The organism is Sphingobacterium athyrii (assembly GCF_003071065.1).
GTDB lineage: Bacteria > Bacteroidota > Bacteroidia > Sphingobacteriales > Sphingobacteriaceae > Sphingobacterium > Sphingobacterium athyrii.
In genome coordinates this window covers 213,843-240,170 of sequence record NZ_QCXX01000009.1, presented here as the reverse complement: position 1 = coordinate 240,170, position 26,328 = coordinate 213,843, and the positions used below count along the sequence as shown (strand labels likewise).

Sequence of the window (26,328 nt, the reverse complement as noted above, 5' to 3'; positions counted from 1 at the left end):
TTCTAATTTTATACCATTATCATAGATTAGATGGATAAACGTGCGACGCACATACAGCAATGGATTGATGCCTATAGTGATACCCTTCTCGATAGCGCACTTTTTTTATTATCTGACAAACAGGATGCAGAGGATATTGTCCAAAATGTATTTATTTCCGCATTTGAATCCTACTCCTCTTTCGAAGGTCGAAGCAGTGTAAAAACCTGGCTCATGGCTATTCTCAAAAATAAAGTTGCTGAATTTTACCGCAAAAAATATCGACACATAGACAATGTTCCCCTGGACCGATATTTTGATCAGGAAGGATCGTGGAAAAATGATGATATCCTACAAGACTGGAATGAAAAAGACGAAAATCTGCTTGACAACAATGATTTCAATAAAGTAATGGCCGAGTGTATAGATAAATTGCCTTTAAAATGGCTTATCCCGGTAAAGCTTTATTACCTGGAAGAAAAAAAAGCGGACAAAGTATGTCAGGAAACTGGCATTACGGCAACTAACCTGTGGAAGATCCTTCAACGTGGCCGTATGCAACTTCGGGAGTGTCTGGAATTTAATTGGTTTAACATTTTATGATTTCGTAAACAATGGTAAGGCGACTCATACATATTCTCTTCATGCCCTGCAGGCAGGCAACGCTACTCATTGAAAAGCGAAATGCCGGCAGCATCACGTCTTTCCAAAAAATACGTCTGAGCGCGCATCTCATGATCTGCAAATGGTGCAACGCCTATAACCGTAAGATAAATGTAATGGAAGATCTGATGAAAAAAATATTTACGCAAGACGCTCCAGAAAAATTCAACAAAACTGATTTACAACTATTTAAAGATAAATTAAAAGAAAAACTGAAATAACAAGATTTTTTTGTCAGGAATTTGACGTGCATGCTACTAATAGAGAAACAATAATAACAATTTAAATTTTAGAAAAATGCATCTCATGACACAAACGAAAAATTCCATGACATTGTCATCGCAATACGGATTTTACATGTCCACGTTCGGCGTTGTACTCCTTCTTCTCTGGCTTGGAATATTCAAGTTTACAGCGACGGAGGCAATGGCCATAAAGCCATTAATAGCAAATCATCCACTTTCTTCCTGGTTGTATCGCCTGCTAAGTGCACAAACAATCTCCAGTATTGTCGGTGTCATTGAAATCTTGGTTGCCCTGCTCATTTTACTAAGTTTAAAATTCAATCAACTGAGGAAATATACCGGTATAGGGGTATGCATTATTTTTACAATGACCCTCAGTTATCTTTTTACAAGCCCCAATATGTTGAGATACGTAGACGGGGTTCCGGTGACGGACTTTTTTATCCTCAAGGACATACTATTTCTTGGATATGGAATCAATTTACTACAATCAGCTAACAAATAAAAGATCATGAAAATTATATCGACCATTACTATTCTCGTCCTTTTTGGCTTCGCGATAGTAAAAATAGGCTTTTCACAATATGGAAAAGAGGCATCAGTTTCGGAAAAAAGCACCGTAGATTACAGTCAAACCAAGGAGATTTATTTTGCTGGAGGTTGCTTTTGGGGAACAGAACATTATTTTAAACAAATAAGAGGCGTAACTGCCACCGAGGTTGGTTATGCGAATGGAACAGTAGCCAACCCCAGTTATGAACAAGTATCCAAGGGCAATACTGGTTTTGTTGAAACTGTAAAAGTCAATTACGACCCGACCAAAGCTGATTTGAAATTGTTGATTGACTTATACTTTAAAACGATTGACCCAACAAGTTTGAATAAACAAGGGAATGATATAGGTACGCAATATAGAACCGGAATTTACTTTACAAAAAAAGAGGATGAAAAAATAATCCGGGGAGAAATCGAACGGCTTGCTAAAAACTACAACTCCAAACTTGTCGTCGAAATTGCCGCATTACGTAATTTCTATACTGCTGAAGATTATCATCAGGATTATTTAGGAAAGAATCCGGGAGGCTATTGCCATATTCCGGCGGATTTATTTGAAAAAGCCCGGCAAGCAAACCCGCCCACTCGTTACAATAAGGTAGATAAAAAAATCTTGAAAAAGGAATTGACGCCATTACAATTTGATGTTACGCAAAACAATGCGACCGAAAAGGCATTTGACAATGCCTACTGGAATGAATTTAAGGAAGGTATCTATGTTGACATTACGACCGGCGAGCCCTTATTTATTTCGACGGATAAGTTTGAGTCAGATTGTGGGTGGCCCAGCTTTTCCAAGCCGATTAGCGATAGTTTAATCGCCGAAAAAAACGATAAGTCTTTTGGGATGAGCAGAACCGAAGTAAGAAGCAAAACCGGTGATGCGCATTTAGGGCATGTTTTTAATGATGGGCCGACCGAAAAAGGGGGATTGCGGTATTGTATCAATAGTGCTTCTTTACGTTTTGTCCCAAAAGATCAGATGAAAGCACAAGGCTATGAGAAATTTATTCCCTTATTAGAGAAGAGCGATAAATCAAAGTAATATCCTACTCATAATAGTCCTATTTTTAATGAGGAAAAAAGTTCATTTATCTGCTCTCCTACATGGTGACCGATCATAAATGTATAAACCTATCGTAAACGTATAAGATGTATAGGATAAAAAGCCAGGTAAAAAAACCTGGCTTTAAAAATAAACATATGATGGATTAGTAAATGGCTTCCCAGCTAACAAGCTACACCGAAAGAACGATCCAGGATTCCTTGGAATTTTTATCTCTCAGCTGTTTACCAGTTTGTCACGTATACTTTATTTATCGCTTGGATTTATAAGAATTGAAGGCAACGAACATGCAAGAATAATGAGCAACCAATGTTCTTTATGTACAATGAGATGTCATAGCGCATTATATATACTGTTCGACGCTAAAACATTATACAAAAACATCTTCATCCACCTTCAATTCATGTTCAAATATAGCAAATAAAACTAATTTAATTAGTTTTATTTGCTATATTATTTAGTCAAAAAGATAACAAACTATTGTCCATGGGTTTAATTTCGCAGTGATCAACTTATCCGTGAGAAAGTAGTGGACTGATCACGAACGGGTATATACAAGAGAGATGAGCCGATTAAACCTGATCCTAAAGTGAGCGGCTGATATCAACAACATTGAAGATCTGATCTACATCATCCAAACTGACATCAAAATCCGGATATATAGTTTTGTCCGAATTGAGTGAACGGAGTGTAAGAATTCCATTCGTGACATCGTGATGTGCAATTTCTTTAATGATTACTCCTTCGTATCGATGGACGATGACCCAATATCTATATTTATGGGTATGGAATTTCGATTGCCATAGCTCACGTTTAATCAAACGTCCAGTGACAATATCACCATCAAGAACACTGGCGTCAGTTCCGTCGGTCATACTATCACCACTGACTTCAAAAGAACGGTAAGCTCCCTTGTGAAATTCATTTACAGTAATAAAATGCGCTGGCAAATCGTCCATGTATTCAGCATCAGAAAAACCCGAGAGATAACCGGCTTTTGCCTTCTCGGTAACCAGCTTGGTCTGCATTAGATATCGTCCGGGTGATACCTCAAAGAATATATTGTTCTTATTTTCATCAATAAACATAACATCATTGGAAAAATATCCAATTGATCTTCCATTCCTGACATTGGCCATCAAAACTGGATCAGACTCAACGAATATATCCGGTTTGTTTCGTTCTCCCTTCCCATACAGCAGCCAGTCGTATTGAACTCGTGGAAAGGCATTTTGAATCCGTGTTTTCATGGTAAGTCCAATTGGATATTCCCCTTTCTTAATCCGGGAATATACCTGCTCACGCACGCCCAATAAACCCGCGAATTCCCGATTGGTAATCCCCATCTCCAAGCGCAAAACCTCAAAATTATTATCTGGATAAGTTTCCATGTTTTTATAGGATAAGAATAAATGTTACACTAATTCATAACAATCTGACGCTAAGTTACACAAGATATTAAACCTAAACAAATAAATAAACAAATAAAACACACTAAACACTGATTATAAGATATTTATAATTAAACAAATAAGTTTAACAACACTAACAAAACATAAAAAATTGTACAAAATAAAATTCAAAACCCTTGAATGATTAACAATTTTGTTTAACTTTGTTTAACATCAAGTTTACATCGGTAGATTATATCCGAGAAATTTATTAGACGGCAATGCCCCACTAATGGCTTCGATTAACGACTAACAAAAAATAGAGAAAAATAGGCATATAATTAAAGGAACATAAATATGGAACGCTTCATCACAACGCATGCACAGCTAGGCGGATCAGTCGGATTAAACCGGGACGATATCAGAAATCAGAATATTATTTCAAAACAAGCACAGGAAATGGAGCTTATGTCAGTTCTATTTCCACAACAAGAATTAACTGTTGCAAAAATACAACGAAATAACAAGGCCAATTCCCAACGCATGAACACATTATATTACTCTTTCATTTTGAGCTTCTTAAAAGAAAATCATCCGGAAATATTGAGATCAATTGACAAAATTTATGAACCCGATCTTTCCAAAATCAGTCAAGTCATCGATTGTTATTGTGAATTTATGGGAATATCCACACAACAGATCATGGGTGAATATATCAATTATAAAGATATTCAACATCGCTACAAAGCAATCGCGGTGGTCTTGCGTATTTTTCAGCCAGAAAAATTAGACAACTTAAAAACTAAAGTAAAGAGCACAATATACAAGGAACTTGGACCGTATTTAAAGATTAATAGTGATACCTTACAAAAATCTATTATCTGTGCATGTAACCAATTTGACCTATATAGTGATTTTAGGAAAGATATCAAACAGGCGGCAAATTACTATTTCATTCATAAACGTTTCAATGCTAAATAAGATGATTTTCCCAGAAATTATACCGATCATCAGTTAGTGAGCTCAACACTTTCTTTGATCGGTATAATAATCTTCAACCTTATCGTCGGATTTTTCTTCGCAGCCACCAGATCATAAGGCTTGCCAGGACAAGTAGCCCAGTAATAAAAAATAGCATACTTGTTACCATTGGTCGTTCCGTTCGTCTTGTCTTTCTTTCCGCTAACTTTAATTTTTCATCTTTGCGCAGTACATTTTCAATGACCTGCTGACTATGTCCGGAAATATACTTCCGGAATACATTGCCGCTATCCGCATGAAGCGTCAGTTTTTTATTGACCCTCCCTTTACCTATCCGTACAATTCCATCCGGACTGATCTCAATTTCCTCACCCTCGATCTGCATAAGATCTTCAGATTGTTTCAGAATTCGGACATAGGATTGCCCAACGTCCAAATGATTGCTACCGGAATCTATTTTTGACAATTCCATCGCTTCTCCCCTTGCCTCAAGCATATGAGATTCACTTGTCTTTACTGTTTTTTTAAATAGACCGCAGCTACTAACGAGTAGTAGCATTACGGTCAATACAAGTATATTTTTCATTTTTCACTCTTTTTAACTCAATCTGCAATTCATTATAAAGCTTCATCAGATCATCATATTTCACCTGTAACTCCGCCAGGGTCTTTGAACAGGCCATGCGATCGTCATTGGCAAGCCTGAGTCCCTCATTGAGGTCCTCAATAATTGCTCTTAAATGTTCAATGTCTTTTTCGAGCCGGTTTGCGTAACCTTCCCATTTGTCAATGACTTTACCGGCATTCTCCACATTTGTTGCTTCCACTTCCGCCTGCTGTTTAGGCCGTCCAACAAGGTAACCACCGATAGCCGTAACGATAGGGATAATCAATTTTTCTAAAATCTCAAGTATTTCCATAGTAATTCTTTTTTATGAGTGATTTAAACTTTATCCATGGGAACTGTTTTCCCGGATCCTCTTTTCTTCCCGGAGCAATATCACTGTGCCCTAAAATTTCCTGAATCGGATAATGGGCAACGATTGCCTCACAGACTTCAATTGCCGCGGTAATCTGCTTCTCCGTATAAACTTCATTTCCTTTATTTTGCAGCTCGATCCCAATGCTATAATTGTTCAGATCTTTCAAACCCGCCCATGAACTCCGTCCCGCATGCCAGCATTTAATATTGAACGGTGCCAATTGTGTCACTATACCGTCCCGGCTGATATGTACATGGGCCGAAACCCTGCTCTTGGGATCCAACATCCAATGAATCGCACTAGTGGCATTAGATGCACCATCATAATGCATAATGATAAAAATAGGGCTGATAACACTGCCTTTATTAGATGTCTCTTGATAGGAAGCTCCTACCAATTGATTTTTTTCAATATCCATGTCTTCTTATATTATTGATGATTTATTTCTATTTTCAGCGCTTCTTTTTATTAAAATCCGGATTTAGTTTTATTCAATAAAAGCTGGCAATGTATACTGCAGCTCGTATTTCTATACAAATTTACCTCTCGATAGCACCTGAAAAATGAAATGTTACACGTATATAAGCGGTATGAAACAACTACCGAATATCAGTGAAAGGATGACTTTTTTTTAATTCCTGATGTAAAAAACAAAAGCCACATCGGACTGATGTGAGACCATTGACCGGAAATCATCAATCCTTGACCGGATAAAAACATTTCTGCTACTCTTTTGTTATTTGATCGTTATAGCATAGGATGAGTTATACCGTGAAGGCTAGGAAATCGGTTCGCCTAGCCTTTTTCATCAGCCCCACCGTTTTCGAAATTCGATTTCCGATAAATAGATGAGCTCCCGAAAGTAAAGCAAAAATTTGAGATTCCTTGTTAGCCACCCTAAACAAAAGAAAGTGTAAAGATCCGCTTGACCTCCTTCATTCTTTTTTATTAAATTAGAGACCGGTCAATAATTTTCATGGTAGAATTCATACTATCATAAATCAAAATATGCGCGAAACAATTTAATAGAACAAAAAATTTTCAATAAGAATTAATGCAAATGGATAAATTCAGTCTTTTAGTTGGAAATGATATCAATAATATTTCTCCCGGAATCAGTTGGAGCGATTTATTGACCAATATTAAAGCAAAATATCAGCTGGCGGGATTGGAAAATGGGCAAAAACCTTTCCCGATGTTATATGAGGAGATTTTTTTAAATGCAATTAAGATGCAGCAGCTTAATGAGAGGGAACTTAAAACCTATATCTCGGACAGCGTCTCCCAAATAAAGCAAAATGAAATACACCAATTGATCCGATCCCTTCCGACCAAAAATATCATTACAACAAATTATGAATTCAGCTTAGAAGGATCAGCTTCAAAGCTGAATACAAGTCTCGTCAGAGAAACAACATACAGTGTTTTTCGTCGGCATGAAACAGCAGATAAAACATTTTGGCATATTCATGGCGACTGTGACAATCCAAGCTCCATCAATCTCGGCTATGAACATTATTGCGGGCAGCTCCAAAAAATGAGAGATTATGTTGTCAATGGCACTAATTATACTTCGGACACGGTATTTAAGGCCTCTTTAATAAAAAGATTAAAGCAAAAAAATGACCTGCGGTTACAATCTTGGATAGATCTGTTCTTTACGCAAGATATTCACATCTTGGGGCTCTCACTGGATTTTGTAGAAATCGATCTTTGGTGGCTATTGACCTATCGTGCACGAAACAAGTTTTATAGAAAAAGCGACTTTATTCAAAATAAGCTATTTTACTATACCACAAAAAAATGGCATCAAATCGCTGTGGACAAAATGCAATTGCTCAAAGCTAATGATGTGGAGATAGTAGTTATTGACGAATCGGACAAAACAAAGTATTATAAAAAGATATTGAAAGAGATCAATAAACGTTATCAATAAAGCTGACCACCAACAAATTTCATAAAAAGCAGACTTGATAATTCTTTCGAAGCATTAATTTCTTTTTTCTATTTTCCACTCTCGGTTTCACCAAAAAAGTCCAACATCTGTTGCAAAGCGGTTGCCGAATGCATTCTGTCACTATTTTCCAATGTATCCTTTGTCGCTTCCGCCCCACGTCGGATCATCTGTTTTTCAAAATAGGAAAGTGCAAGTTCTAAACTTTCAAAATTGCCTTCCGTCAGACATGCCGCAAGTTCAAATGCATCTTGCATGGCAACATTTGCGCCCTCTCCCGCAAAAGGCGGCATACGGTGTGCAGCATCGCCAATCATGGTGAGATTAGACTGCGTAATCCAACTTTGATCGAGCGGAAAATAGTACTGCGGCCGAGGTATAAAACACACATTTTCGTTAGCAAAAAACTCCTCCCAGCCTCCTCCCCAGCCCGAAAAATTAACATTTAGCCAATTGGAAACCTGTTGTTTAAGATTAGCATCATTAAGCTGCTCGTTAAAAACATGTTCGGGCGCTTTTGTACTGGCAACAAACATGATGGATCCATCTCCTTTCGTTCCATACCCAATAAATTGTTCATCGCCAAAAGCCATCACCTTCCCTCCTTTTGTAAATTCAAATAATTTAGGCGCATTTTTTTGCGCATCATAAATATTTCCCTCGACCAATGTAATTCCCGAATAAATTGGATTGGGCGCATTGAGATAAGGACGTATTTTAGAATTTGCACCATCAGCGGCAATAACGAGATCCGCATAAGCCGTTTGTCCATTTTTAAATTGTAATTTCCAGCCTTCTCCCTTTTTTTCCATTGAAACAAAATGACGGTCCCAGACCACAGTATCTGTATTCAGCGAATTCAATAAGATATCACGTAGTGGAGCGCGATCAATTTCTGGTCGGTTTTCGGCGACTGCAGTGATATGGTCATGATCGTCAAATTTAACATGGAGTTTCTTATCCACGATACGTAGCTTACTAGCTGTCGGACGATGATATTTATAAAATTCGTCAATAAGTCCGGCGCGTGTTATCGCTTCAAGACCTGTTCCTTCATGAAGATCCAGTGTAGATCCTTGCACACGTACCCCGCGGTCAATATCGCGTTCATAAACCTGTACATTCGCCCCGCGCATCTGTAATAATCGGCCTAGGGTCAAACCACCCATTCCACCGCCAACGATGGCAATTTTTTTGTTTTCAATTAACATCATAGTGTTCTTAAAATATTTAAGACAAAACTATTTTGATGTCAGGGAAGATAATAGTATAAATCGGTCATTTTTATTTTTTAGCAATTCCTTAGGAGCCACTCCTGCGAATTTCTTGATTTCTTTGATAAAATGATTCTGATCAAAGAAATGCTCCTCAGGAAAAAGCTTGCCCTGTACAATGTGATCTAAAGAAGCCCGAAAACGTAAAATGTTGGAATACGCTTTTAGGGATAATCCAAACCACTGATTAAAATAACGATTGATCTGTCGACTTGTCCAGCAGACTTTTTCTGAAAGCTCAGAAACTGGAATAGAGCCTTTACTTTTGTATATAAGATCAAATAATTTCTGTTTACGCTCATCGATAGCTGTTGGTAAAATTGACAGCAACAATTGGGTAGATTTTTCAACAAACCGATCAAAATCTTGTAGATCCTGTTCACCAAAACCCCAAAAATCTTCCTTCAATAATTTACCGGAATTTATAATATCAGCTATGCGCTCATGTAAAATATATTCTACTGCAAGTAACTTTAAACTAATGCAAAACATTACGCAATCCACTGGAATTGACGCCTGCTCATGCGGCTGTGTACCCAGGCCGAGCAATAGAATCCGGAAACCATCTGCCGGAGAACAAAAAAGAAACAGATCCACCCGTCCATCCGGTAGGCCTATCGTTTCTTTTATCTCACCTGAGTGATTATTTAGACACCAAAAACTATCTACAAAATGAGAAAGCGGGTCATCAGGTTTAATAATCTTGTAATATAGCCCTTCTTCCATTATATTATTCCACTTGTATATTATGCCGTGCCCATCCATTGATTCAGGGCATTTTTATCCTTTGTTAAATTTAAAAATTAAATCTCACAACATCGGGGGATCAATTCTTTTATTAACACAGAAGTAGATTACCGATTCCTACAGGCTTTACGGAATAAATTTTCGCGGCCTAAAATAACTCTATTCTTAAAATATGGACAGGTCACTATTGTCTTAAAACGGTTCAGGCAGAACTATCTTTTTCCTATTTTATATGGAACGTATTACTTACTTTTATAGCTTGACCTTAACACGCTAAAAATGGCAATCAAAGACATTGAAATTGTAAAAACAGAAATTTTATCCAATAATTGGTATACCTTAAAAAAAGTCACTTATCAATATACAAAACCAGACGGAACAGTACAACAGCAAAGCCGCGAAGCCTATGATCGTGGAAATGGTGCCGTAATACTGCTATATAATAAAGAATACCAAACTGTTATTTTGACCAGACAATTTAGAATTCCAACCTATATCAACGGAAATGAATCTGGAATGTTAATCGAAGCCTGTGCTGGTTTATTGGATCAAGATTCGCCACAGGATTGTATCCGTCGGGAAACAGAAGAAGAAACAGGTTATCAGATCAAGGAAGCAAAAAAGATATTTGAAGCGTATATGTCGCCCGGTTCGGTCACCGAAATTCTACATTTCTTTATTGCGGAATATACAAACGGCATGAAGATCGGTGATGGTGGTGGATTAGAGGAAGAAGAAGAGAATATAGAGATACTAGAGCTAAATATTCAAGATGCTTTAGCTATGATCGAAAGCGGTGAAATCAAAGATGGTAAGACCATCATGCTGCTGCAATATATTAGGTTGAACAATATTTTGTAGCGATATCCTTTCAGCCGAAGATCTCAATAGGCAGATGCTGTAAAAACATACTTAGCCTGTTGAAAACTGATCGTTGATGGTATATAATGTGGTATTCCCATATATACCTGTTCGGTACCCGTTCCTAAAATATATTGAGACCCTTTCTTAAGCAAAACAAAGGGTCTTCTTTTTTTCTGCCCCCAGCCAAAGGGAATATAGTAATAATCACCAGCCAGCGTATCTTTTTTGATATTCCCCTGAATCTCTCCGGAATCAATCTCACCACCCGGGCGATAAAACCGTAATTTCCCATGAAAGCGGCTTTCAAAGAGATTAAGTTCAAGTTGCGCACTATCGCGGTTACTATAAGCAACGTACTTCGATAGTTCTGCATCCCTTCTCTTTTCCTGGCAACCTGTAAATAGTAGTACCAATAAAATAAAACAACCCGCAACTGCAATTAAACGCATTCTTCTGATAAAATTTGACTAGCCATTGATTTAGCTAAAATACAATTCGTAAATCTAACATTAAAATATTAGCTATTACCCACGTTCGTCACGATTTTATCGGCTAACGCTTTAAGTTGCTGCATATCGCTATAATCCAGCTTTAAGGCTTCAAAGATCTGCATAGGAATGCAACTCGCTTTTTCTTTCAGTTCCGCTCCTTGTGTAGTTAACTGTATCCTCACTACCCGTTCATCTGTTTTGCTTCGGGTACGGGTGAGCAATGACTTGCCTTCCAGCCGTTTCAGTAAAGGTGTAAGGGTTCCGTTATCCAAAAACAACTTTTCCCCAAGCTGGTTTACGGTTTGTTCGTCATTTTCCCATAACGCCATCATCGTAATATATTGTGGATAAGTCAAATCTACCTCTTCTAAAATAGCACGATAACGTTGCATGATCTCCCGATGCAAAACATATACGGAAAAACACAACTGTTTGTCCAATTTTAATAAGTCATCCATTTTACAAAGATATTGTTTTCTTAAAGTCTGAAGAATAAGGAATGTCCTATTTATATTCGACGACAAATTCTGATTTTGGCATTCTCACTTTTTTCATGGTAGAGATCCAGTCGCGAGAAGCGTCAGCAACACCGACATACATTAACGATACACTTTTCAGTCCAAGTTTATCCAACTGCAGCACCTCATCCACAACTTTATTATCAAAGCCCTCCGCCGGAGTACTATCTACCCGCAATTCGGCTGCTTGTGCCAAGGCTAAACCCAATGCGATATAAGTTTGTCGGGCAGTATGGGCAAAATTATGCTCTGCGGCCTCATTTAGATAAATGGATTTCAATTTATCTGTATAAGATCCGAAGCGGCCCCGCGGCAACTCCCTCTCATCTGTTGTGAAATCATATACTTTATCAATGCGCTCTTCTGTATATTTATCCCAGGCCGCAAAAACCAGCACGTGAGAACATTCTCGCATACAGTCAGGATTTAAGGCCCCTTTTGCCAGTTCATCTTTCAAAGCCTGATTTTCGACCACCAATACTTTAAATGGTTGTAGCCCCGAAGATGTTGGCGCAAAGCGTGCTGCCTCCAATATCTTATCTATATTTTCTTGTGAAACCTTTTTTGTTGGATCATACGCTTTCACAGCGTGTCTCCATTGTAAGTCTGTAATTAATGACATTTAATTGTTTATTTATTTTGAAAAAAGAACGGATAATATCGCCAACAATGCAGGAATTCCCTGTACAAAGAATATCTTCTTACCTGCTGTAAAACCGCCGAAAATACCCGCGACAAGGACACAACCCAAAAAGAATAGGCGAACATTATCGCTCCAGTCCGGATCGCTGATAAAAAACGACCAGGCCAAACCAGCGACCAAAAAGCCATTATATAAGCCTTGATTTGCGGCCAGTCCTTTTGTGGGTTTAAACAGTGCATCGGGAAGCGATTTCCCGAAACTACGCCGTCCTGCAGTCTCCCATGCAAACATTTCCATCCACACAATGTAAAGATGTTCTACCAGTACAAGTAGCGTAAGCACAGTGGCTATATGATCCATATATTATTCGTTATTTGATACTGTTAACTTTACTTCGATATTACCTCTGGTCGCATTGGAATACGGACATACCTGATGCGCTTTCTCAATCAGCTGCTGCGCTATGTCCAAGCTAACCGCAGGGATATTCGCATGCAACTCTGCAGCAAGTCCAAAACCACCATTCTCCAATTGACCGATGCTCACCACGGCGGTAACGGTTGTCTCACCTGTTTGTATCTTTTCTTGTCGAATTACTAAATTCAAAGCACTGTCAAAGCAGGCAGCATAGCCGGCCGCAAAAAGCATCTCTGGATTTGCATAATTATCATTTGCACCACCAAGACCCTTCGGCATCCGAACCTCGAGGTCCAATACACCATTTTCACTTTTTACCTGACCGTTTCGGCCGCCTTTGGCGGTAGCGCCTATTGTGTATAACGTTTTCATATTTTATTTTGTTTTTGTTTCAACACTACAAATGTAGATTGAAAAATTATATTGTGCAAAATATAATTGCACTATTGACATTAAAATGAAAATTGGCTGCAATCCAAATCGATAGATCGGGGATATTTTGAGTTAATGAATAAAAAAATCTAAATTTGATTCTTGCAAATTTAATCAATATGGAAACAACCTCAATTGAACAGTTCTACCATGAAATCAACGCAACGATATCTAAGGAAATAGCACGGGAGATCGGGCATTTTAATGTATTTAGCTATGCAGAACTTGCTGTCACATTGAAAGAAAAACCCATCATGCCTTACAATAAACGGACCTATTATAAAATCAGCTTAATCACGGGAAAGAACACCGCTGAATATGCAGATAAAGTGATTGAAATAGAAGAGTCTGCTTTGGTATTTGCGACACCCAAGGTCCCCTATCATTGGATACCCAAGGACGAGCGGCAACAAGGTTATTTTTGCGTTTTTACCGATGATTTTTTAGCACGAAATAAAAGTGGCGTTATATTGGATGATCTGCCTATCTTTCAGCCGGGGGGACTTCCCGTTTTTCAGATCTCCCCTGAGCAACGTATTGAGATTGAACACATTTTCGAAAAAATGAATAAGGAGCTATCTTCCGATTATGCGTATAAATATGATCTTTTACGGAACTATGTTCTCGAAATTATTCATTATGGACAGAAACTACAACCGAAAAGCATCAGCAACCCATCCCATAACGCTGCCACTAGAATTACCTCACTTTTCATTGAGCTATTGGAAAGACAGTTCCCCGTAGAATCTCCAATGCAGCGTTTGCAGCTACGAACAGCAAATGATTTTGCCGAACGCCTTGCGGTGCATGTAAACCATCTGAATAAACTTCTGAAAGACAATACAGGTAAAACAACCACCCAGGTAATTAGTGCCAGAATCACACAGGAGGCAAAAATTCTTCTCAAACAAACAGACTGGAATATTTCCGAGATTGCCTACTCGCTCGGTTTTGAAGAAATAGCGCATTTTTCTAATTTCTTTAAAAAGCAGACCAAGCTTTCCCCAAACAATTTCCGTTCTAAGCCATTATAATTTGAATTTCGCAAATATTCATTTGCTTTTCACAAACGCATCGGATACTTTAAAAGCGAAATTTGTACTATTAAATTTTAAAACAAAATAAAAATGGCTAAAAATAAAATCGCTTTAGTAACTGGCGGAAGCCGAGGGTTGGGAAGAAACATGGCAATTAATCTTGCTAAAAAAGGAATCGATGTCTTACTGACTTACCATAGCAACAAAGAAGAAGCAGATCATGTGGTGTCTACCATTCAGGCCTTAGGGCAGCATGCCGCTGCATTTCAATTCGATGCGGGTAACACCAAATCCTTTGATCAGTTTATAGCGCAAATAACCGATCATCTAAAAGAACAAACGGGTCAGTCGAATTTTGATTTTTTGATCAACAATGCAGGTACGGCATTATATGCCCCTTTCATGGACACGACAGAGGAGCAATTTGACGCAGTATACAATATCCATTATAAAGGCGTCTTTTTTCTAACCCAGAAAGCGCTTCCTTTTATAAACGACGGCGGACGTATTATTAATATATCGTCGGGTCTTGCCCGTTTCGCTTTTCCGGGCTCTTCCGCTTACGGTTCGATGAAAGGTGCGGTCGAAGTTCTGACAAGATACCTAGCCAAGGAGTTGGGACCTCGTGGCATTGCGGCAAATGTAGTCGCTCCGGGAGCTATTGAAACAGATTTTGGTGGCGGACATGTACGTGATAACAAGGATACAAATGCACATATCGCAAGTGTAACAGCTTTAGGACGTGCCGGTGTGCCTGACGATATCGGCGGTGTTGTTGCTTTCCTCTGTACTGAAGAAGCCAGATGGATCAACGGCCAACGCATCGAGGTGTCCGGAGGAATGAACCTTTAATAGCCAAGCTGCTCCTCAGCAAGCATATGTCCAGTCAATAGACTGTACCGGACATATGCTTATTTTAAAAATATAGCGCGAATGATTTTTCATGCTATTATTTGTCATCGCATCAATGAATTTAATGTTTATTTCATTTTCTCCCTAAAACAACAATCTATAATCATAAATTCGCCTATCAAATTGTTAAGTTTGTAGAATAAATGAAGATACAGCTCGCAATAATAAGTGATATACATGCCAATATAGTGGCATTGGACGAAGTACTGGCAGACATAAAAAAGAGCGGGGCAACACAGATCTACTGTTTGGGTGACCTGGTCGACTTCGCACCCTGGGGCAATGAAGTTATTGATCGAATCCAGGAAAAAAACATTCCCTGTTTACTAGGAAATCATGATCAAAGAATTGCTTTTGACGAGCCTATTATCCCCTTGCCACACCATGATGCGGTAGAGACCGCAAATCGTGAAATTGCCATTAACCTCAGTAAAAAGGAGATTTCCTCTTCGCATAAAAAGTGGCTATCCACATTACCTTACAACCTCGAATTAACGTTTCAGGTAGGTGATCGTTTTAGAAAAATTCTCCTCGTACATGCAAGTCTTCATAGTAATGATGAATATGTTCATGAATCCACCCCTAAAGGAGACTTGTTAGTTGATTTGCACAGAAGAGGTATTGATGTCCTGGTCATGGGTCATACCCATCAGGCCTACGTCCAGCGGGCCGAAGAAGTGCTGTTTGTCAATTGCGGTTCTGTCGGACGAAGCAAGGAAAAAGACAAAAAGGCTTCCTATGTATTAGTTACGCTGACGGAGGAAGGAATAGATACGACCATAGTTAAAGTAGATTATCCGGTCGAAGAAGTCGCTGAGGCTATTTATCACAGCAATATTCCTGATTTCTATGGGGATTTTTTACGCGCCAAAGATAAGTAGTTAGCAAAAAAAACTTCAAAATCGGGTTCATTTCCGGTTAGTGCAAACATGATCTTTTGGTAACAATGACTTTGAGCAAAAGAACAAAAGTCTTATTAACAAGAGATTAATCCAAGATGAAGAATAAGGAAATTGTATGTAATTTAGCGGGGAATAAACTGATCTATAAACTACATAATACATTATGAACAGAAATATCTTTATAGCGAATCGGCTCAGAGAAGTTTTACTAAACGGTCATTGGATTGCAAATACCAACTATAAGGAACAACTCTCGGATATAAGTTGGCAACAGGCTATCCAGCAGATCAACGAGTTAAATACAATTGCTGCGCTCACTTATCATATCAATTATTATTTAAGGGGACTGCTTACTGCGTTTGAAACGGGAAAACTGGAAATTAGTGATAAATATAGTTTTGACTTACCTGAAATAACTTGCAAGGATGATTGGGATAAACTCATACAAGATTTTGTAAAAAATGCAGCGTGCTTCATAGAGAAAATCGAGCAACTTGATGTCGAAGTTTTTGAAAAACCTTTTTTTGATGAGAAGTATGGTTCCTATCTTAGGAATATCGAAGGAGTGATTGAGCATAGTTATTATCATCTTGGGCAAATTGTATTGATTAAAGAATTGATTGCACAATAAGCACTTTATCAAAGAGAAATTTAGCTAAGTTTGATTGTTATGATAGCAGCTTACTTTCAGTCTTTGGGTCTTTTTGATCAGGAAGAAATTACCCAGATCGTTCAGCTTTTTGAATATAAAAAGCTGAACAAGAACGATTTTTTTGTCAAAGAAAACCAACCCTGTAATGAGGTCGCCTTCATTGTATCCGGAATCTTTCGTTCGTATTACAGTACCTCAAGCGCAGAAGAGGTCACCTATTGTTTCCGATTTCCCAACAGCCTAATCGCGGCCTACTCTTCTTTTATCACTGGTGGACCAAGTGTTGAAACCATGCAGGCGCTCTCTCCCGCCGAATTATGGGTCATCAAAAAGAGCGCTATTGACAAACTCGCCGCAGAAAGTCTAGTCTGGACAAAGTACCTCAAAATGATCGCTGAACAACAATATCTGGAACTCGAAAAACGCATCTTCCAATTGCAGAAAGAAACAGCCCTACAACGCTATACGGTCTTACTGCGAGATCAACCCGAATTTGTCCAGCAAATACCACTACAGTATTTAGCTTCCTATCTGGGCATCACACAACGCCATTTGAGCAGAATTCGCAATGAAATCACTTTTTAGACATTTGTCCTATAAATCTGGAATGAGTGCGGCTAACTTTGTGTTATCAGAAGAATAACATGAAGAAGAAAATACTTGTCATCAACGGTCACCCGAATAGCGAATCTTTCAATTTTGGTATTGCCGCAGCGTATAAAGAAGGTGCTGAAGCATCGGGTGCAGAAGTACGTTCCATCAATATCGCGGATCTGAATTTTAATCCCAATCTCCAGTTTGGTTACCAGAGACGAACTGAACTTGAACCGGATCTCCTGCGGGCCTGGGAAGATATCCAATGGGCAGATCATCTAGTTTGGGTACATCCCGTTTGGTGGGGCGGTCTTCCGGCTATGATGAAAGGTTTTATTGATAGGCTCTTTCTGCCCGGTCTTGCGTTCCAATACCGTGAAAACTCTCTTTTTTGGGACAAATTGCTCAAAGGAAAATCCGCCCGAATTATCACCACGTTAGATCAACCGAGTTGGTATTATGCCCTTATCTATGGCAGGCCGAGTGTCAATCAACTCAAAAATTCGACTTTACTATTTTGTGGTATATCGCCTGTAAAAGTGACATACCTTGGAATTATAAAGACTTCGGAAGCAACAAAGCGGCATAAGTGGCTGCAAAAAATCAAACAGCTCGGGCAAAAACAAGGATAAAACTCACATCGTTTCGTCGGGCAATTTTTCAAGAAATAAACACCAGCACCTGTTTTTTTGCCAAATGGCAATTGTGCCCGTTCCGCTATGTCCTAGCTTTGTTCCATAAATTCAACAACAGCAATATGGATATTTTAATTGGACTCCAGTGGGGAGACGAAGGGAAAGGAAAAATCATTGATCTGATCAGTCGTGATTATGACATCATCGCACGGTTTAATGGCGGTGCAAACGCTGGACATAGCATTTATCACAACGATAAACGGATTACGCTGAAATTACTACCCTCAGGAATCTTTTATCCCCACATCAAAAATATTATCGGTACCGGAGTAGTTATCGATCCCCTGGCATTCCGGGCAGAAGTGGAACAGCTTCAAGCCGCTCTGTCTGATGCCGATTTAATCCACCGAATTCTCTTATCAGCGAAGGCCCACCTAGTATTACCAACATATAAGTACTGGGATATGTATTTCGAAGAATCGCCACAATACCGTACTATCGGAACAACTAAAAATGGAATTGCACCGACCTATTCCAATAAAATACTTCGACAAAATGTACGTGTTGGAGACATATTCTCCAACAATTTCGAAGCAGAGGTACTTCAAATCTTAACTAGGCAGTACCTTGATCTACAAGCACTAGGACAGGATATGCCGATGATGCAGGAATTATATGACGATTTTCTGGAAGCATGCAATTTTTTAAAAAAAATACAGATTGCCGATACAGAAATTATCATCAATGAAGCACTCAGCAACAATAAAAAAGTATTGGCCGAAGGAGCTCAGGCTACTTTATTGGACATCGATCATGGTAGCTACCCTTATGTAACTTCTTCAAATACCATCGCATCCGCAGCATGTGTGAGTTTAGGCGTATCCCCCAAGCTTATTGATAAGATTTATGGTGTTACCAAAGCCTATTGCACACGTGTCGGAAACGGTCTGTTTCCAACGGAAATAACGGGATCCCTTGCCGATGAACTGCGTGAAAAAGGAGGCGAATTCGGATCCAATACCAAGCGGCCGCGAAGAGTTGGCTGGCTAGACCTTCCCGCATTAAAATATGCCATTATGTTAAACGGCGTGACCGATCTTGTATTAACAAAGGCTGACATCTTAAGTGGTATGTCCGAAGTGCCAATTTGCACAGCCTATGAAATAAATAGTGAGACAAGAGACTTAACCGCACCAACATCTGTTGATGATTCCGCACGACCTGTCTGGAAATTCCTAGACGGATGGGATATCCCATTCAGCAAAATCAACCAGCAAGCACAAGTTCCGAAAGAACTGAAACTATTTATCTCCTTTTTGGAAGAGGAATTAAAGATCCCGGTAAAATACCTCTCCACTGGTCCGCAACGAGAAGAATTAATTATCTTAGGTAATTAATACGAACATATGGAGCAGCTTTTAGCATATATCCGAAAATTTGGTCAGCTTGATCAGCGGGAGGAAGGACTAATCAGGCAAGCCTTTGAGAAGAAGCACATTCCAAAAGCAACCTATTTCGTTACCTGTGGCAAGGTTACCGATCGTATAGCCTTTATTGAAAGCGGTGTATTTCGTTCCCTTTATTATAATAATAAAGGTGACGATTTTACACGCTACTTTATCTACGAAGGTCGCTTTATTGGGGATTTTCAAAGTTTTTTGGACCGTACGCCATCCAATGACTATATTGAATCCGTAACAGATGCACAGTTATGGAGTCTTACTATCCATAATTTTTTACTGTTAGAAAAAGAGATCAAAATCTGGCCCCTTTTAATGGCTAAGCTATACGGATTTGTGATTGAAAGCAAATTAAAAACAGCAAATACCATGATGAATCTCGACGCTAGCGAACGCTATTTGCTGTTTCTAAAACTTTACCCCGGACTGGCAAACCGTGTTCCTCTCGCCATGTTGGCTTCGTATTTAGGTATTACTGCATCTTCATTGAGCCGCATCCGAAAAAATATCATATGAGACTATTCATATCGGGATGGTCGTCCCCAATGAATCGGGCGAGCTATAACAAAACTAGGTCTCAAATTGCGTCTCATTTACCCTACCATCTATATAGCAATCGGGTTGTAAAAACGTTGTCTTTCAGATCATCAGAAAAATTGGTCAAACTCGTTTTTTCATTGGTCACATGTTCATTGTAGACGGTAAGTTTCAAGCGATTACTAATCTGATAAGCAACACCATAACCTAGCGTACTGAATTTGACATCACCGTCAGCGGTAAAATTATCTGGCATTCCAATGGTCATTCCGCTTGCCTTTGTATTAGGGTCATACACATCGTAAGCTAACAAAGCTGTCACACCTGTTTTTGCGATTTCCTGTGTAACCCAAAGGTAATAACCGTTAAATTTTCGTTGGTATAAATCCGTGGCTGGCTGTGTCGTAAAACTTCTGCTTGCATACGGGCCTTTGATATCCGCCCCTCCTGCAACACCGGGCTGGTCGCCGGCCACATATTCTGTCTTGAAGCTGGATTTCCCAAAGCTATTGTCGAGTTCAACCTGTAAGTTTGCACCATAGTAATTTCTGCCAATCCCTTTTCCCTCATTATCATCACTGGTATGCGCTGTATAACCGTCCGCAATGGCCGTGTAATATGTTTTGGTATCGTTACGGACAGAACCTTTATAGAATGAACCGCCAAATCCAAGATGCAATCTTTTATCCGCAAGGCTATCGAATTTAAAAGCCAAGTTTCCAATCAGATCCTTCTTGGAATCATAGTCTTTGGCCGAGTGCCCACTTCCATTAACCAGTGCCAAGTCTAAGTTCAAGAATTTCACTTTACCTCCGGGGTGGTAGCTGACCATCCCACCAAGATCACGCTCACGCGGCATGATAGTTTGAAAAACACGTGCACGTTCCGGGAAATCGCGATAGCCAGACGAGTAAACGATTGAATAGCCAAAGGGTCTGTTGAAGAGACCGGCGGTCAGGCTCAGGCCTTTTTGGCTAGGATGTCGCAGTTGGATAAAAGCATCCATTAATTGAACCCCGTCTTGGGTCGCATCGAGCTGAAATACAATACTGGAATAAGTATCCACGCGGTCGATCTTAAGGCGGCCACGTCGGATCATAAAACGGTTGTCGGAATTCTTGGAGAAATCACCACCGGAGAACGAAGTTATTCCTGGTGATTGAGCCTTTTGAAACTGTGTCTGAAGGTATCCAGTGATTTTGATATCATGTGGATCATAACTTGAAGGCGCATTGTTATTTTGCGCCATGGCTACTGCTGGACCGATCAGAGTTGCGAGTAAAAGTGCTTTTTTCATTGAATAACTTTTTTGTAGCAATGGATATCATCAGAACTTATCCGTATAAACAGTTTTACGTTCAGATGGTTCATTGGTATTATAATAATCTCTAATATAATGAATGAATCTTAAGAGGATTATAGGTTCTTATTAAATATTATAAGCCCTCTTATTTCAATGCCGTAAAAATAGATTCTCAATGTTAAGTTAGTATTAATAAATTGTTAGACTATTAATTTGTATACATAAAATTAATGATTTGGTAATAATAGATAGAGATTATATTTTGGTTGCACTCTATTTGTACTAACCATTTCTATTTAAATAGCAAAACATTTTGTTTAAAACTAACAAAGGCCCCTAGTTAGGAGGCCTTTGTTAGTCTTATAATTTAGCGGTTTACCATCCAGGGTTTTGAACAATATTTGGATTTATAGTAACATCATTTGCTGGGAGCCCCCAAACAAACTTAAGATTATTTGCTTCCACTTTCTTGTCAGCATATTCCGCACCTGTTCTAGCGAATGGCAATTGAGGATCTCTTCGTTGAAAGCCCTCTCCCCAACGTTTCAAATCATCAAGTCTGAACCCTTCAAATATTAGTTCTTTCGTCCTTTCATCTTTAATGTCTTTAAATAACGAATTACCTGATGAAGAAACTGCAGTGAGCCCTCTTGCGATTCTTAACTCATTTAGATATTTCAAGGCCTCGAACTCATTACCAGCTTTAAAGTAAGATTCGGCGGCGACCAAATACATTTCCGCTATACGAAAGACTTTAGGTGTTACATAGTTTGTGGTCAGATCTATATTTAAGCCTGTAACAAGTGATCCAGCAAACTTATTTACGACAATACCCTTTTGCGGTTTGTCTAGCGACTGACCACCAACAGTAACCTCTTTAAAATATACCGATTTCCTGAAGTCAGCATTACTAAAACTGTTGATCACCCATAGAGAAGGCATAAAACCAGGTCGATAATCTTTATTTGCTGCACTATAACCATAAGTTGTTGAAATAGTATTGGGCAATTCATTCGGTCTTGAGACAACAGGCTGGAAGATTACTTCGTCGCCACTATCATCAATCCATAGCTTTCTAAAAGCTTCTTGTGTAGTTGTTAACGGATATTTTCCTTCTTTAATTAACTGTACTGCAGCATTAGCCGCCCCACCCCAATCACTCATATACAATTTTACGCGAGCCTCCAGCGCGATTACTGCATCAATTGTGAATCTTGTAGCTGCAAGTTTTCCTTTTTGACTCATCAAATTAGTTTTTGCTATCGCTATATCCGACAAGATTTGTTTATAAACAGCGTCTACAGTAGCGCGAGCTGGTTTTGCCTCTAAATCCGGTACTAATACTAGTGGAACGGCTAAATCGCTCTCCGCAGAACTCGCATTATAAGCCTTTGCAAAACGTAATGTCAAATTTAAATAATAGTATGCTCTAGCGAAATGAGCGTCACCTATATACTGATTTAAAAGGGTCTTTTCAGCATCATTTTTCGGCACAATTGTAGAATAGCCTTTAATTGCTGTATTTAAATTATTGATTCCAGAATAGTAATTTCTGTAAATATCTCTGATTGAATAATTGTCTGAAAGAAAATTTGTCCAACGATGCTCATCACCATAGACATTCCCAAAGTCTTGAACAGCATTTAATTGATCGGCCTGCACATCAGTCACCTGAGAATAGATACCATAAGAACGGCTTCTAAAAAAACTAAAAGTAGCATTATCCCAATTTTTAGCATCCTCAACAGTTTGAAATGATTGGCTTAATTCAATCTTATCTTGGGGAAATTTATCAATATTACAAGATTGAACTACTGTTCCTAATAAAATGATGCCTAATATATTTTTAAAATTTTTCATTTTTTCTCTAATTAAAATTGTAATTCAAGTCCAATAACCGATTGTTTTGTATTTGGATTTGCTCCATATGTCAGATTCGAATCAACTTCTGGATCTGGACCAGAGTAATTAGTGAACGTTAAAAGATTCCTCCCCGTATAGAAAACTCTCGCACTTCTAAAAAAGTTTTGTCCCCTAAAAACACTTTTTGGTAAGTTATAGCCAATTGTTAAGCCTTTCATTCGCAAAAACGAAGCATCTTCAATTAAACCAGAATCAAACTGATTGACTTGTCCATATTTTGGAAACTTAGTGATATCACCTGGTTTCTTCCAATAATCCAAAACATCTCTCCACTGATTATTTCCCGCAAAGTTGTAAGGATTTTCGAAGAAATATCTATCATTGTTTATTAAATACTTCCCTTTAGAAAATGCGAAGTCAACATTTAAATAGATCCCTTTGTAGCCTGAAGCAAAACCAAATCCACCATTGAATGGGGGATATCTCTTAATGCCAGTACTTTGCTGAAGAGCTGTTGAATTAAAAATGGTGGTAACTCGATTAGGATCTTGTGTTGACTGTGAAATATTATCACCTGGTAAATACCATTGCATTAAGCCATTATCAGGGTTAACGCCCGCCTGTACTGGGTAGAAAAACTCAACAGGTTTCCCCACAGCCCAGCTCACCCCGGTATTAGGCACTACCCAATAATCCTTACCCTGAAATATCTCCGTAACTTTTTGGTTAACGATCCCAAAGTTTATATAAGGTGTCAAATAGTAATCTTCAGACTTAAATATTTGCGCACTTAGCCCTAAATTAAATCCATTGTTGACAAGATTTCCAGCATTAGATCGCACCTCTGCAAAACCTGAAGTATAAGGGTAAGGTACACTCATTAATAAACTACTTGTTGTCCGATGGAAATAATCTGCATCCAGAGTAATTCGACCAAAAAGATTTGCTGAAACTCCGAAGGTTGTTTTAAGTTGTTTCTCCCAAGACAGGTTCGGATTTCCAGGTGTCGATATTCCCCAGCCGACAGCATTGTCATATGTATTTGTACCTACAGTAGCTAACGCATCATAGTTACCAAGCCCCGAATTTCCCTGAGATCCAGTACTTAAACGCATTCTTAAATCATTCACCCATTCTACATTTTGTAAGAATGTCTCTTTCTTAGCATTCCACATTGCTCCCACTGACCAAAAATTAGCCCCTTTAAGATTTTTACCGAAACGAGACGATTCGTCCCTACGAACGGTAGCATCAACAAAGTATTTCTGATCGAAATTATATGAAATTCTTCCAAAATATGATTGAAAAGCATATTCATCTATAGATTGTTTAACATCTTTATCAATAGTCCCATTGGAAAGTAGGATTAATCTATCATCTGTCAATCCTCCCGAAGAGCCAGAAAAATCATCTTGCCTATAATCAGAATATTCTTGACCACCTAAAACAATAAATTCATGTACATCTTTGAAAATATTTTTATATTCGACTGTATTTGTGATAGTTCTATAAACTCCCTGTGAATATTCCTCTGTAGCAGTACCTTTACCTTTCGCTCCGTCATATGATGGTAGTCTTCTAATTGAAGTTCGACTATTATAATAATCCATACCAGCTTGAGAACGGAGTGTCAATCCAGATAGAGGCTTTACTTCGATAAATGCCGTAGGGTTAAATTGTTGATTACCTGACGGACTTGGATTCATATCAGCCAAATATTTAGGATTATACCTACCCCATCCCGGAATAGCTTTATCATAATATTCATTTCCTTCTGCATCATAAGGAGAAAACCAAGGAAGAACAAACATAGATAAACCACCGTTCGTACTATTGGCGCCCCAGCCGTTTGTTTGTCTGCGATCATACCCTCCTCCCAAATTTAAGCCCACTGTAGTCCAGTTATTAATTTTAGAAGTAATATTACTTCTTAATGTTATACGATCAAAATTAGAACGGTACATCACCCCTTCTTGATCTATATAACCAGCTGAAATATAATATTGGGTTTTCTCTGACCCTCCAGATATATTTAGGTCATATTGTTTAATTGGTACATTTTTTTTATAATAATATTCATCCCATTTAAAATCATTAGGATATGTTCTATTGATTTCATCAATCTGTGCTTGAGTTCTATATCCAGTTTCCAACCACAAGCCTTGAAGTTCAGCTCTGGTCATGAATCTCTCTTGTGGTTTTCTATTAGCCAAATTACTCCATCCATACTGCGCGCGCGCAGTAATTGTTGCCCTATCGCCCGCTTTCCCTTTTTTTGTAGTAATATAAATTACACCATTTGCTGCCCTAGCTCCATAAATTGAAGTTGCAGAAGCATCTTTTAATACTGTAACACTTTCAAAGTCCTCTGGGTTCATAGAAACTATAGATCCACTTCCAATTGGGATTCCGTCCATTACATATAAAGGAGTATTGCCTCCGCTTAGCGAACCTACACCATCAAGACGAATAGACTGTGTTGTTGATGGCTCTCCATTTGAGGTAAACACCTGTAATCCGGGAACTTTTCCTTGAAGGGCTTCTAAAGCATTTGCAGTAGGTTTACCGCCTATGTCTTTTCCACTAACTTTTGTAAGTGCCCCTACGACGGAACCAACCTTACGAGCGGAACCGTAACCTACAACAACAACCTCATCCAGCGCGGAATTTGAAGAACTTAAAGTAACGGATAAAGTAGCCTGGTCGCTAATCGTTACAATTTGGTCCTCAAATCCTATCGATCTAAAAACGACTTTTCCCCCTTTAGATACGGAGATTGAGTAATTACCATTCGCATCGGTTTTTGTAGCAACATTAGAGCCCTGAACAACAACTGTTGCATCAGATACAGCTTGTCCTGAAGTAGATACAACTCTTCCTGTAATTTTCCTTTCTTGGGCAAATGCTACCGACGTTAAAATAGCACCACCCAGTAAAAAACTGAGTAATTTGTGTTTCATATGTTTATGTTAGTTTAATTAAGTATGTTTATCTTTTTTATAATAATGTGGCTAGTATTGTTAAAACTTTTCCATAATTCATATATGCTAGTTAGTTGTACATTTTTTTCAAGTGAGGGAGCCTGACTGTTAAAAAATGTTAAATACAAATTTATAACTTTTTTTAATATTTGCAATGCATGCATAATTTTATCGTAACATTAAGCTAAAGAAAAAATAACAAACACCTAATAATCAGTAAATTACTTTCCTTAAATTTCAAAAAAAGAA

Annotated in this window: 29 protein-coding genes; 15 read left to right on the top strand and 14 right to left on the bottom strand. The window is 38.5% G+C overall.

The genetic code is table 11. The features are described from left to right. The first annotated feature begins 30 nt into the window (after positions 1–30). The 4 genes from DCO56_RS25855 (at position 31) to msrB (ending at position 2,487) form a co-directional block, all read left to right on the top strand. On the top strand, positions 31–582 hold the full coding sequence (locus tag DCO56_RS25855; RefSeq protein WP_108636578.1) for a sigma-70 family RNA polymerase sigma factor: 552 nt from the start codon (positions 31–33) through the stop codon (positions 580–582). 11 nt (positions 583–593) lie between these two features. Next, on the top strand, positions 594–863 hold the full coding sequence (locus tag DCO56_RS25850) for a hypothetical protein (RefSeq protein ID WP_108636577.1): 270 nt from the start codon (positions 594–596) through the stop codon (positions 861–863). 85 nt (positions 864–948) lie between these two features. After that, a complete protein-coding gene (locus DCO56_RS25845) occupies positions 949–1,392 on the top strand; it encodes a DUF417 family protein (RefSeq protein ID WP_108636661.1) in 444 nt (147 codons plus the stop codon). A 6-nt stretch (positions 1,393–1,398) separates the two neighbouring features. Further along, positions 1,399–2,487, top strand: a complete 1,089-nt coding sequence (msrB, locus tag DCO56_RS30125; RefSeq protein ID WP_108636576.1) for a peptide-methionine (R)-S-oxide reductase MsrB — start codon at positions 1,399–1,401, stop codon at positions 2,485–2,487. 605 nt (positions 2,488–3,092) lie between these two features. Here the strand turns inward: msrB and DCO56_RS25835 are convergent. After that, complete coding sequence (locus DCO56_RS25835; protein ID WP_108636575.1) at positions 3,093–3,899, bottom strand: hypothetical protein; 807 nt, start codon at positions 3,897–3,899, stop codon at positions 3,093–3,095. Between the two features lie 357 nt (positions 3,900–4,256). Between DCO56_RS25835 and DCO56_RS25830 the strand changes: the two genes are divergently transcribed. Further along, a complete protein-coding gene (locus DCO56_RS25830) occupies positions 4,257–4,880 on the top strand; it encodes a hypothetical protein (protein ID WP_108636574.1) in 624 nt (207 codons plus the stop codon). Positions 4,881–4,959: 79 nt separating this feature from the next. On the opposite strand, the gene DCO56_RS25825 is transcribed toward DCO56_RS25830, so the two are convergent. The 3 genes from DCO56_RS25825 to DCO56_RS25815 are packed head-to-tail and all read right to left on the bottom strand — an operon-like array spanning position 4,960 to position 6,281. Further along, positions 4,960–5,466 carry a hypothetical protein gene (locus DCO56_RS25825; protein ID WP_146191139.1) on the bottom strand — a complete coding sequence of 169 codons (507 nt, stop codon included), beginning with the start codon at positions 5,464–5,466 and terminating at the stop codon, positions 4,960–4,962. Next, on the bottom strand, positions 5,423–5,800 hold the full coding sequence (locus tag DCO56_RS25820) for a hypothetical protein (RefSeq protein ID WP_108636572.1): 378 nt from the start codon (positions 5,798–5,800) through the stop codon (positions 5,423–5,425). Before DCO56_RS25820 ends, DCO56_RS25825 begins: the two co-directional genes overlap by 44 nt. Further along, positions 5,787–6,281, bottom strand: coding sequence for an N-acetylmuramoyl-L-alanine amidase (locus tag DCO56_RS25815; protein ID WP_108636571.1), 495 nt, complete (start codon positions 6,279–6,281; stop codon positions 5,787–5,789). The genes DCO56_RS25820 and DCO56_RS25815 overlap by 14 nt, the downstream gene beginning before the upstream one ends. A gap of 642 nt (positions 6,282–6,923) precedes the next feature. On the opposite strand from DCO56_RS25815, the gene DCO56_RS25810 reads away from it, so the two are divergent. Further along, on the top strand, positions 6,924–7,799 hold the full coding sequence (locus tag DCO56_RS25810; RefSeq protein ID WP_108636660.1) for an SIR2 family protein: 876 nt from the start codon (positions 6,924–6,926) through the stop codon (positions 7,797–7,799). Between the two features lie 68 nt (positions 7,800–7,867). Here the strand turns inward: DCO56_RS25810 and DCO56_RS25805 are convergent, their stop codons facing one another. Next, positions 7,868–9,031, bottom strand: coding sequence for an FAD-dependent oxidoreductase (locus DCO56_RS25805; RefSeq protein ID WP_245935919.1), 1,164 nt, complete (start codon positions 9,029–9,031; stop codon positions 7,868–7,870). A 27-nt stretch (positions 9,032–9,058) separates the two neighbouring features. Further along, positions 9,059–9,817, bottom strand: a complete 759-nt coding sequence (locus DCO56_RS25800) for a helix-turn-helix domain-containing protein (RefSeq protein ID WP_108636659.1) — start codon at positions 9,815–9,817, stop codon at positions 9,059–9,061. Between the two features lie 300 nt (positions 9,818–10,117). On the opposite strand from DCO56_RS25800, the gene nudK reads away from it, so the two are divergent. Further along, positions 10,118–10,699: a GDP-mannose pyrophosphatase NudK gene (gene nudK / locus DCO56_RS25795; protein ID WP_108636569.1), complete on the top strand. Its 582-nt coding sequence runs from the start codon at positions 10,118–10,120 to the stop codon at positions 10,697–10,699. A 23-nt stretch (positions 10,700–10,722) separates the two neighbouring features. On the opposite strand, the gene DCO56_RS25790 is transcribed toward nudK, so the two are convergent. The 5 genes from DCO56_RS25790 to DCO56_RS25770 form a co-directional block, all read right to left on the bottom strand. Next, positions 10,723–11,151, bottom strand: coding sequence for a hypothetical protein (locus tag DCO56_RS25790; RefSeq protein WP_108636568.1), 429 nt, complete (start codon positions 11,149–11,151; stop codon positions 10,723–10,725). A gap of 68 nt (positions 11,152–11,219) precedes the next feature. After that, complete coding sequence (locus DCO56_RS25785; RefSeq protein WP_108636567.1) at positions 11,220–11,651, bottom strand: MarR family winged helix-turn-helix transcriptional regulator; 432 nt, start codon at positions 11,649–11,651, stop codon at positions 11,220–11,222. Between the two features lie 46 nt (positions 11,652–11,697). Next, positions 11,698–12,333 (bottom strand): nitroreductase family protein, encoded by a 636-nt coding sequence (locus tag DCO56_RS25780; RefSeq protein WP_108636566.1) that lies wholly within the window; start codon positions 12,331–12,333, stop codon positions 11,698–11,700. Positions 12,334–12,345: 12 nt separating this feature from the next. Continuing rightward, the gene (locus tag DCO56_RS25775; RefSeq protein ID WP_108636565.1) at positions 12,346–12,714 is read right to left on the bottom strand and encodes a DUF1304 domain-containing protein; all 369 of its coding nucleotides are present in this window, start codon (positions 12,712–12,714) and stop codon (positions 12,346–12,348) included. A 3-nt stretch (positions 12,715–12,717) separates the two neighbouring features. After that, complete coding sequence (locus tag DCO56_RS25770; protein ID WP_108636564.1) at positions 12,718–13,143, bottom strand: organic hydroperoxide resistance protein; 426 nt, start codon at positions 13,141–13,143, stop codon at positions 12,718–12,720. A 179-nt stretch (positions 13,144–13,322) separates the two neighbouring features. Here DCO56_RS25770 and DCO56_RS25765 point away from each other — a divergent pair, with 179 nt between their 5' ends. The 8 genes from DCO56_RS25765 (at position 13,323) to DCO56_RS25730 (ending at position 19,911) form a co-directional block, all read left to right on the top strand. After that, a complete protein-coding gene (locus DCO56_RS25765) occupies positions 13,323–14,237 on the top strand; it encodes a helix-turn-helix domain-containing protein (protein WP_108636563.1) in 915 nt (304 codons plus the stop codon). Between the two features lie 93 nt (positions 14,238–14,330). Then, the gene (locus tag DCO56_RS25760; RefSeq protein ID WP_108636562.1) at positions 14,331–15,092 is read left to right on the top strand and encodes an SDR family NAD(P)-dependent oxidoreductase; all 762 of its coding nucleotides are present in this window, start codon (positions 14,331–14,333) and stop codon (positions 15,090–15,092) included. Positions 15,093–15,295: 203 nt separating this feature from the next. Next, positions 15,296–16,033, top strand: a complete 738-nt coding sequence (locus tag DCO56_RS25755; protein ID WP_108636561.1) for a metallophosphoesterase family protein — start codon at positions 15,296–15,298, stop codon at positions 16,031–16,033. 184 nt (positions 16,034–16,217) lie between these two features. Further along, positions 16,218–16,685, top strand: a complete 468-nt coding sequence (locus DCO56_RS25750) for a DinB family protein (RefSeq protein WP_108636560.1) — start codon at positions 16,218–16,220, stop codon at positions 16,683–16,685. A 39-nt stretch (positions 16,686–16,724) separates the two neighbouring features. Next, a complete protein-coding gene (locus DCO56_RS25745; protein WP_108636559.1) occupies positions 16,725–17,291 on the top strand; it encodes a Crp/Fnr family transcriptional regulator in 567 nt (188 codons plus the stop codon). A gap of 59 nt (positions 17,292–17,350) precedes the next feature. Continuing rightward, positions 17,351–17,932 carry an NAD(P)H-dependent oxidoreductase gene (locus DCO56_RS25740; RefSeq protein WP_108636558.1) on the top strand — a complete coding sequence of 194 codons (582 nt, stop codon included), beginning with the start codon at positions 17,351–17,353 and terminating at the stop codon, positions 17,930–17,932. 125 nt (positions 17,933–18,057) lie between these two features. Continuing rightward, positions 18,058–19,332 carry an adenylosuccinate synthase gene (locus DCO56_RS25735; RefSeq protein ID WP_108636557.1) on the top strand — a complete coding sequence of 425 codons (1,275 nt, stop codon included), beginning with the start codon at positions 18,058–18,060 and terminating at the stop codon, positions 19,330–19,332. 9 nt (positions 19,333–19,341) lie between these two features. After that, a complete protein-coding gene (locus DCO56_RS25730; protein ID WP_108636556.1) occupies positions 19,342–19,911 on the top strand; it encodes a Crp/Fnr family transcriptional regulator in 570 nt (189 codons plus the stop codon). An 82-nt stretch (positions 19,912–19,993) separates the two neighbouring features. On the opposite strand, the gene DCO56_RS25725 is transcribed toward DCO56_RS25730, so the two are convergent. From DCO56_RS25725 to DCO56_RS25715, 3 genes are all read right to left on the bottom strand, one after another. Further along, entirely contained in the window at positions 19,994–21,229 is a 1,236-nt protein-coding gene (locus tag DCO56_RS25725) for a porin (RefSeq protein ID WP_108636555.1), read from the bottom strand. Positions 21,230–21,610: 381 nt separating this feature from the next. Then, positions 21,611–23,095: a RagB/SusD family nutrient uptake outer membrane protein gene (locus DCO56_RS25720; RefSeq protein ID WP_108636554.1), complete on the bottom strand. Its 1,485-nt coding sequence runs from the start codon at positions 23,093–23,095 to the stop codon at positions 21,611–21,613. Between the two features lie 11 nt (positions 23,096–23,106). Further along, positions 23,107–26,058 carry a SusC/RagA family TonB-linked outer membrane protein gene (locus tag DCO56_RS25715; RefSeq protein WP_108636553.1) on the bottom strand — a complete coding sequence of 984 codons (2,952 nt, stop codon included), beginning with the start codon at positions 26,056–26,058 and terminating at the stop codon, positions 23,107–23,109. Positions 26,059–26,328 lie beyond the last annotated feature (270 nt).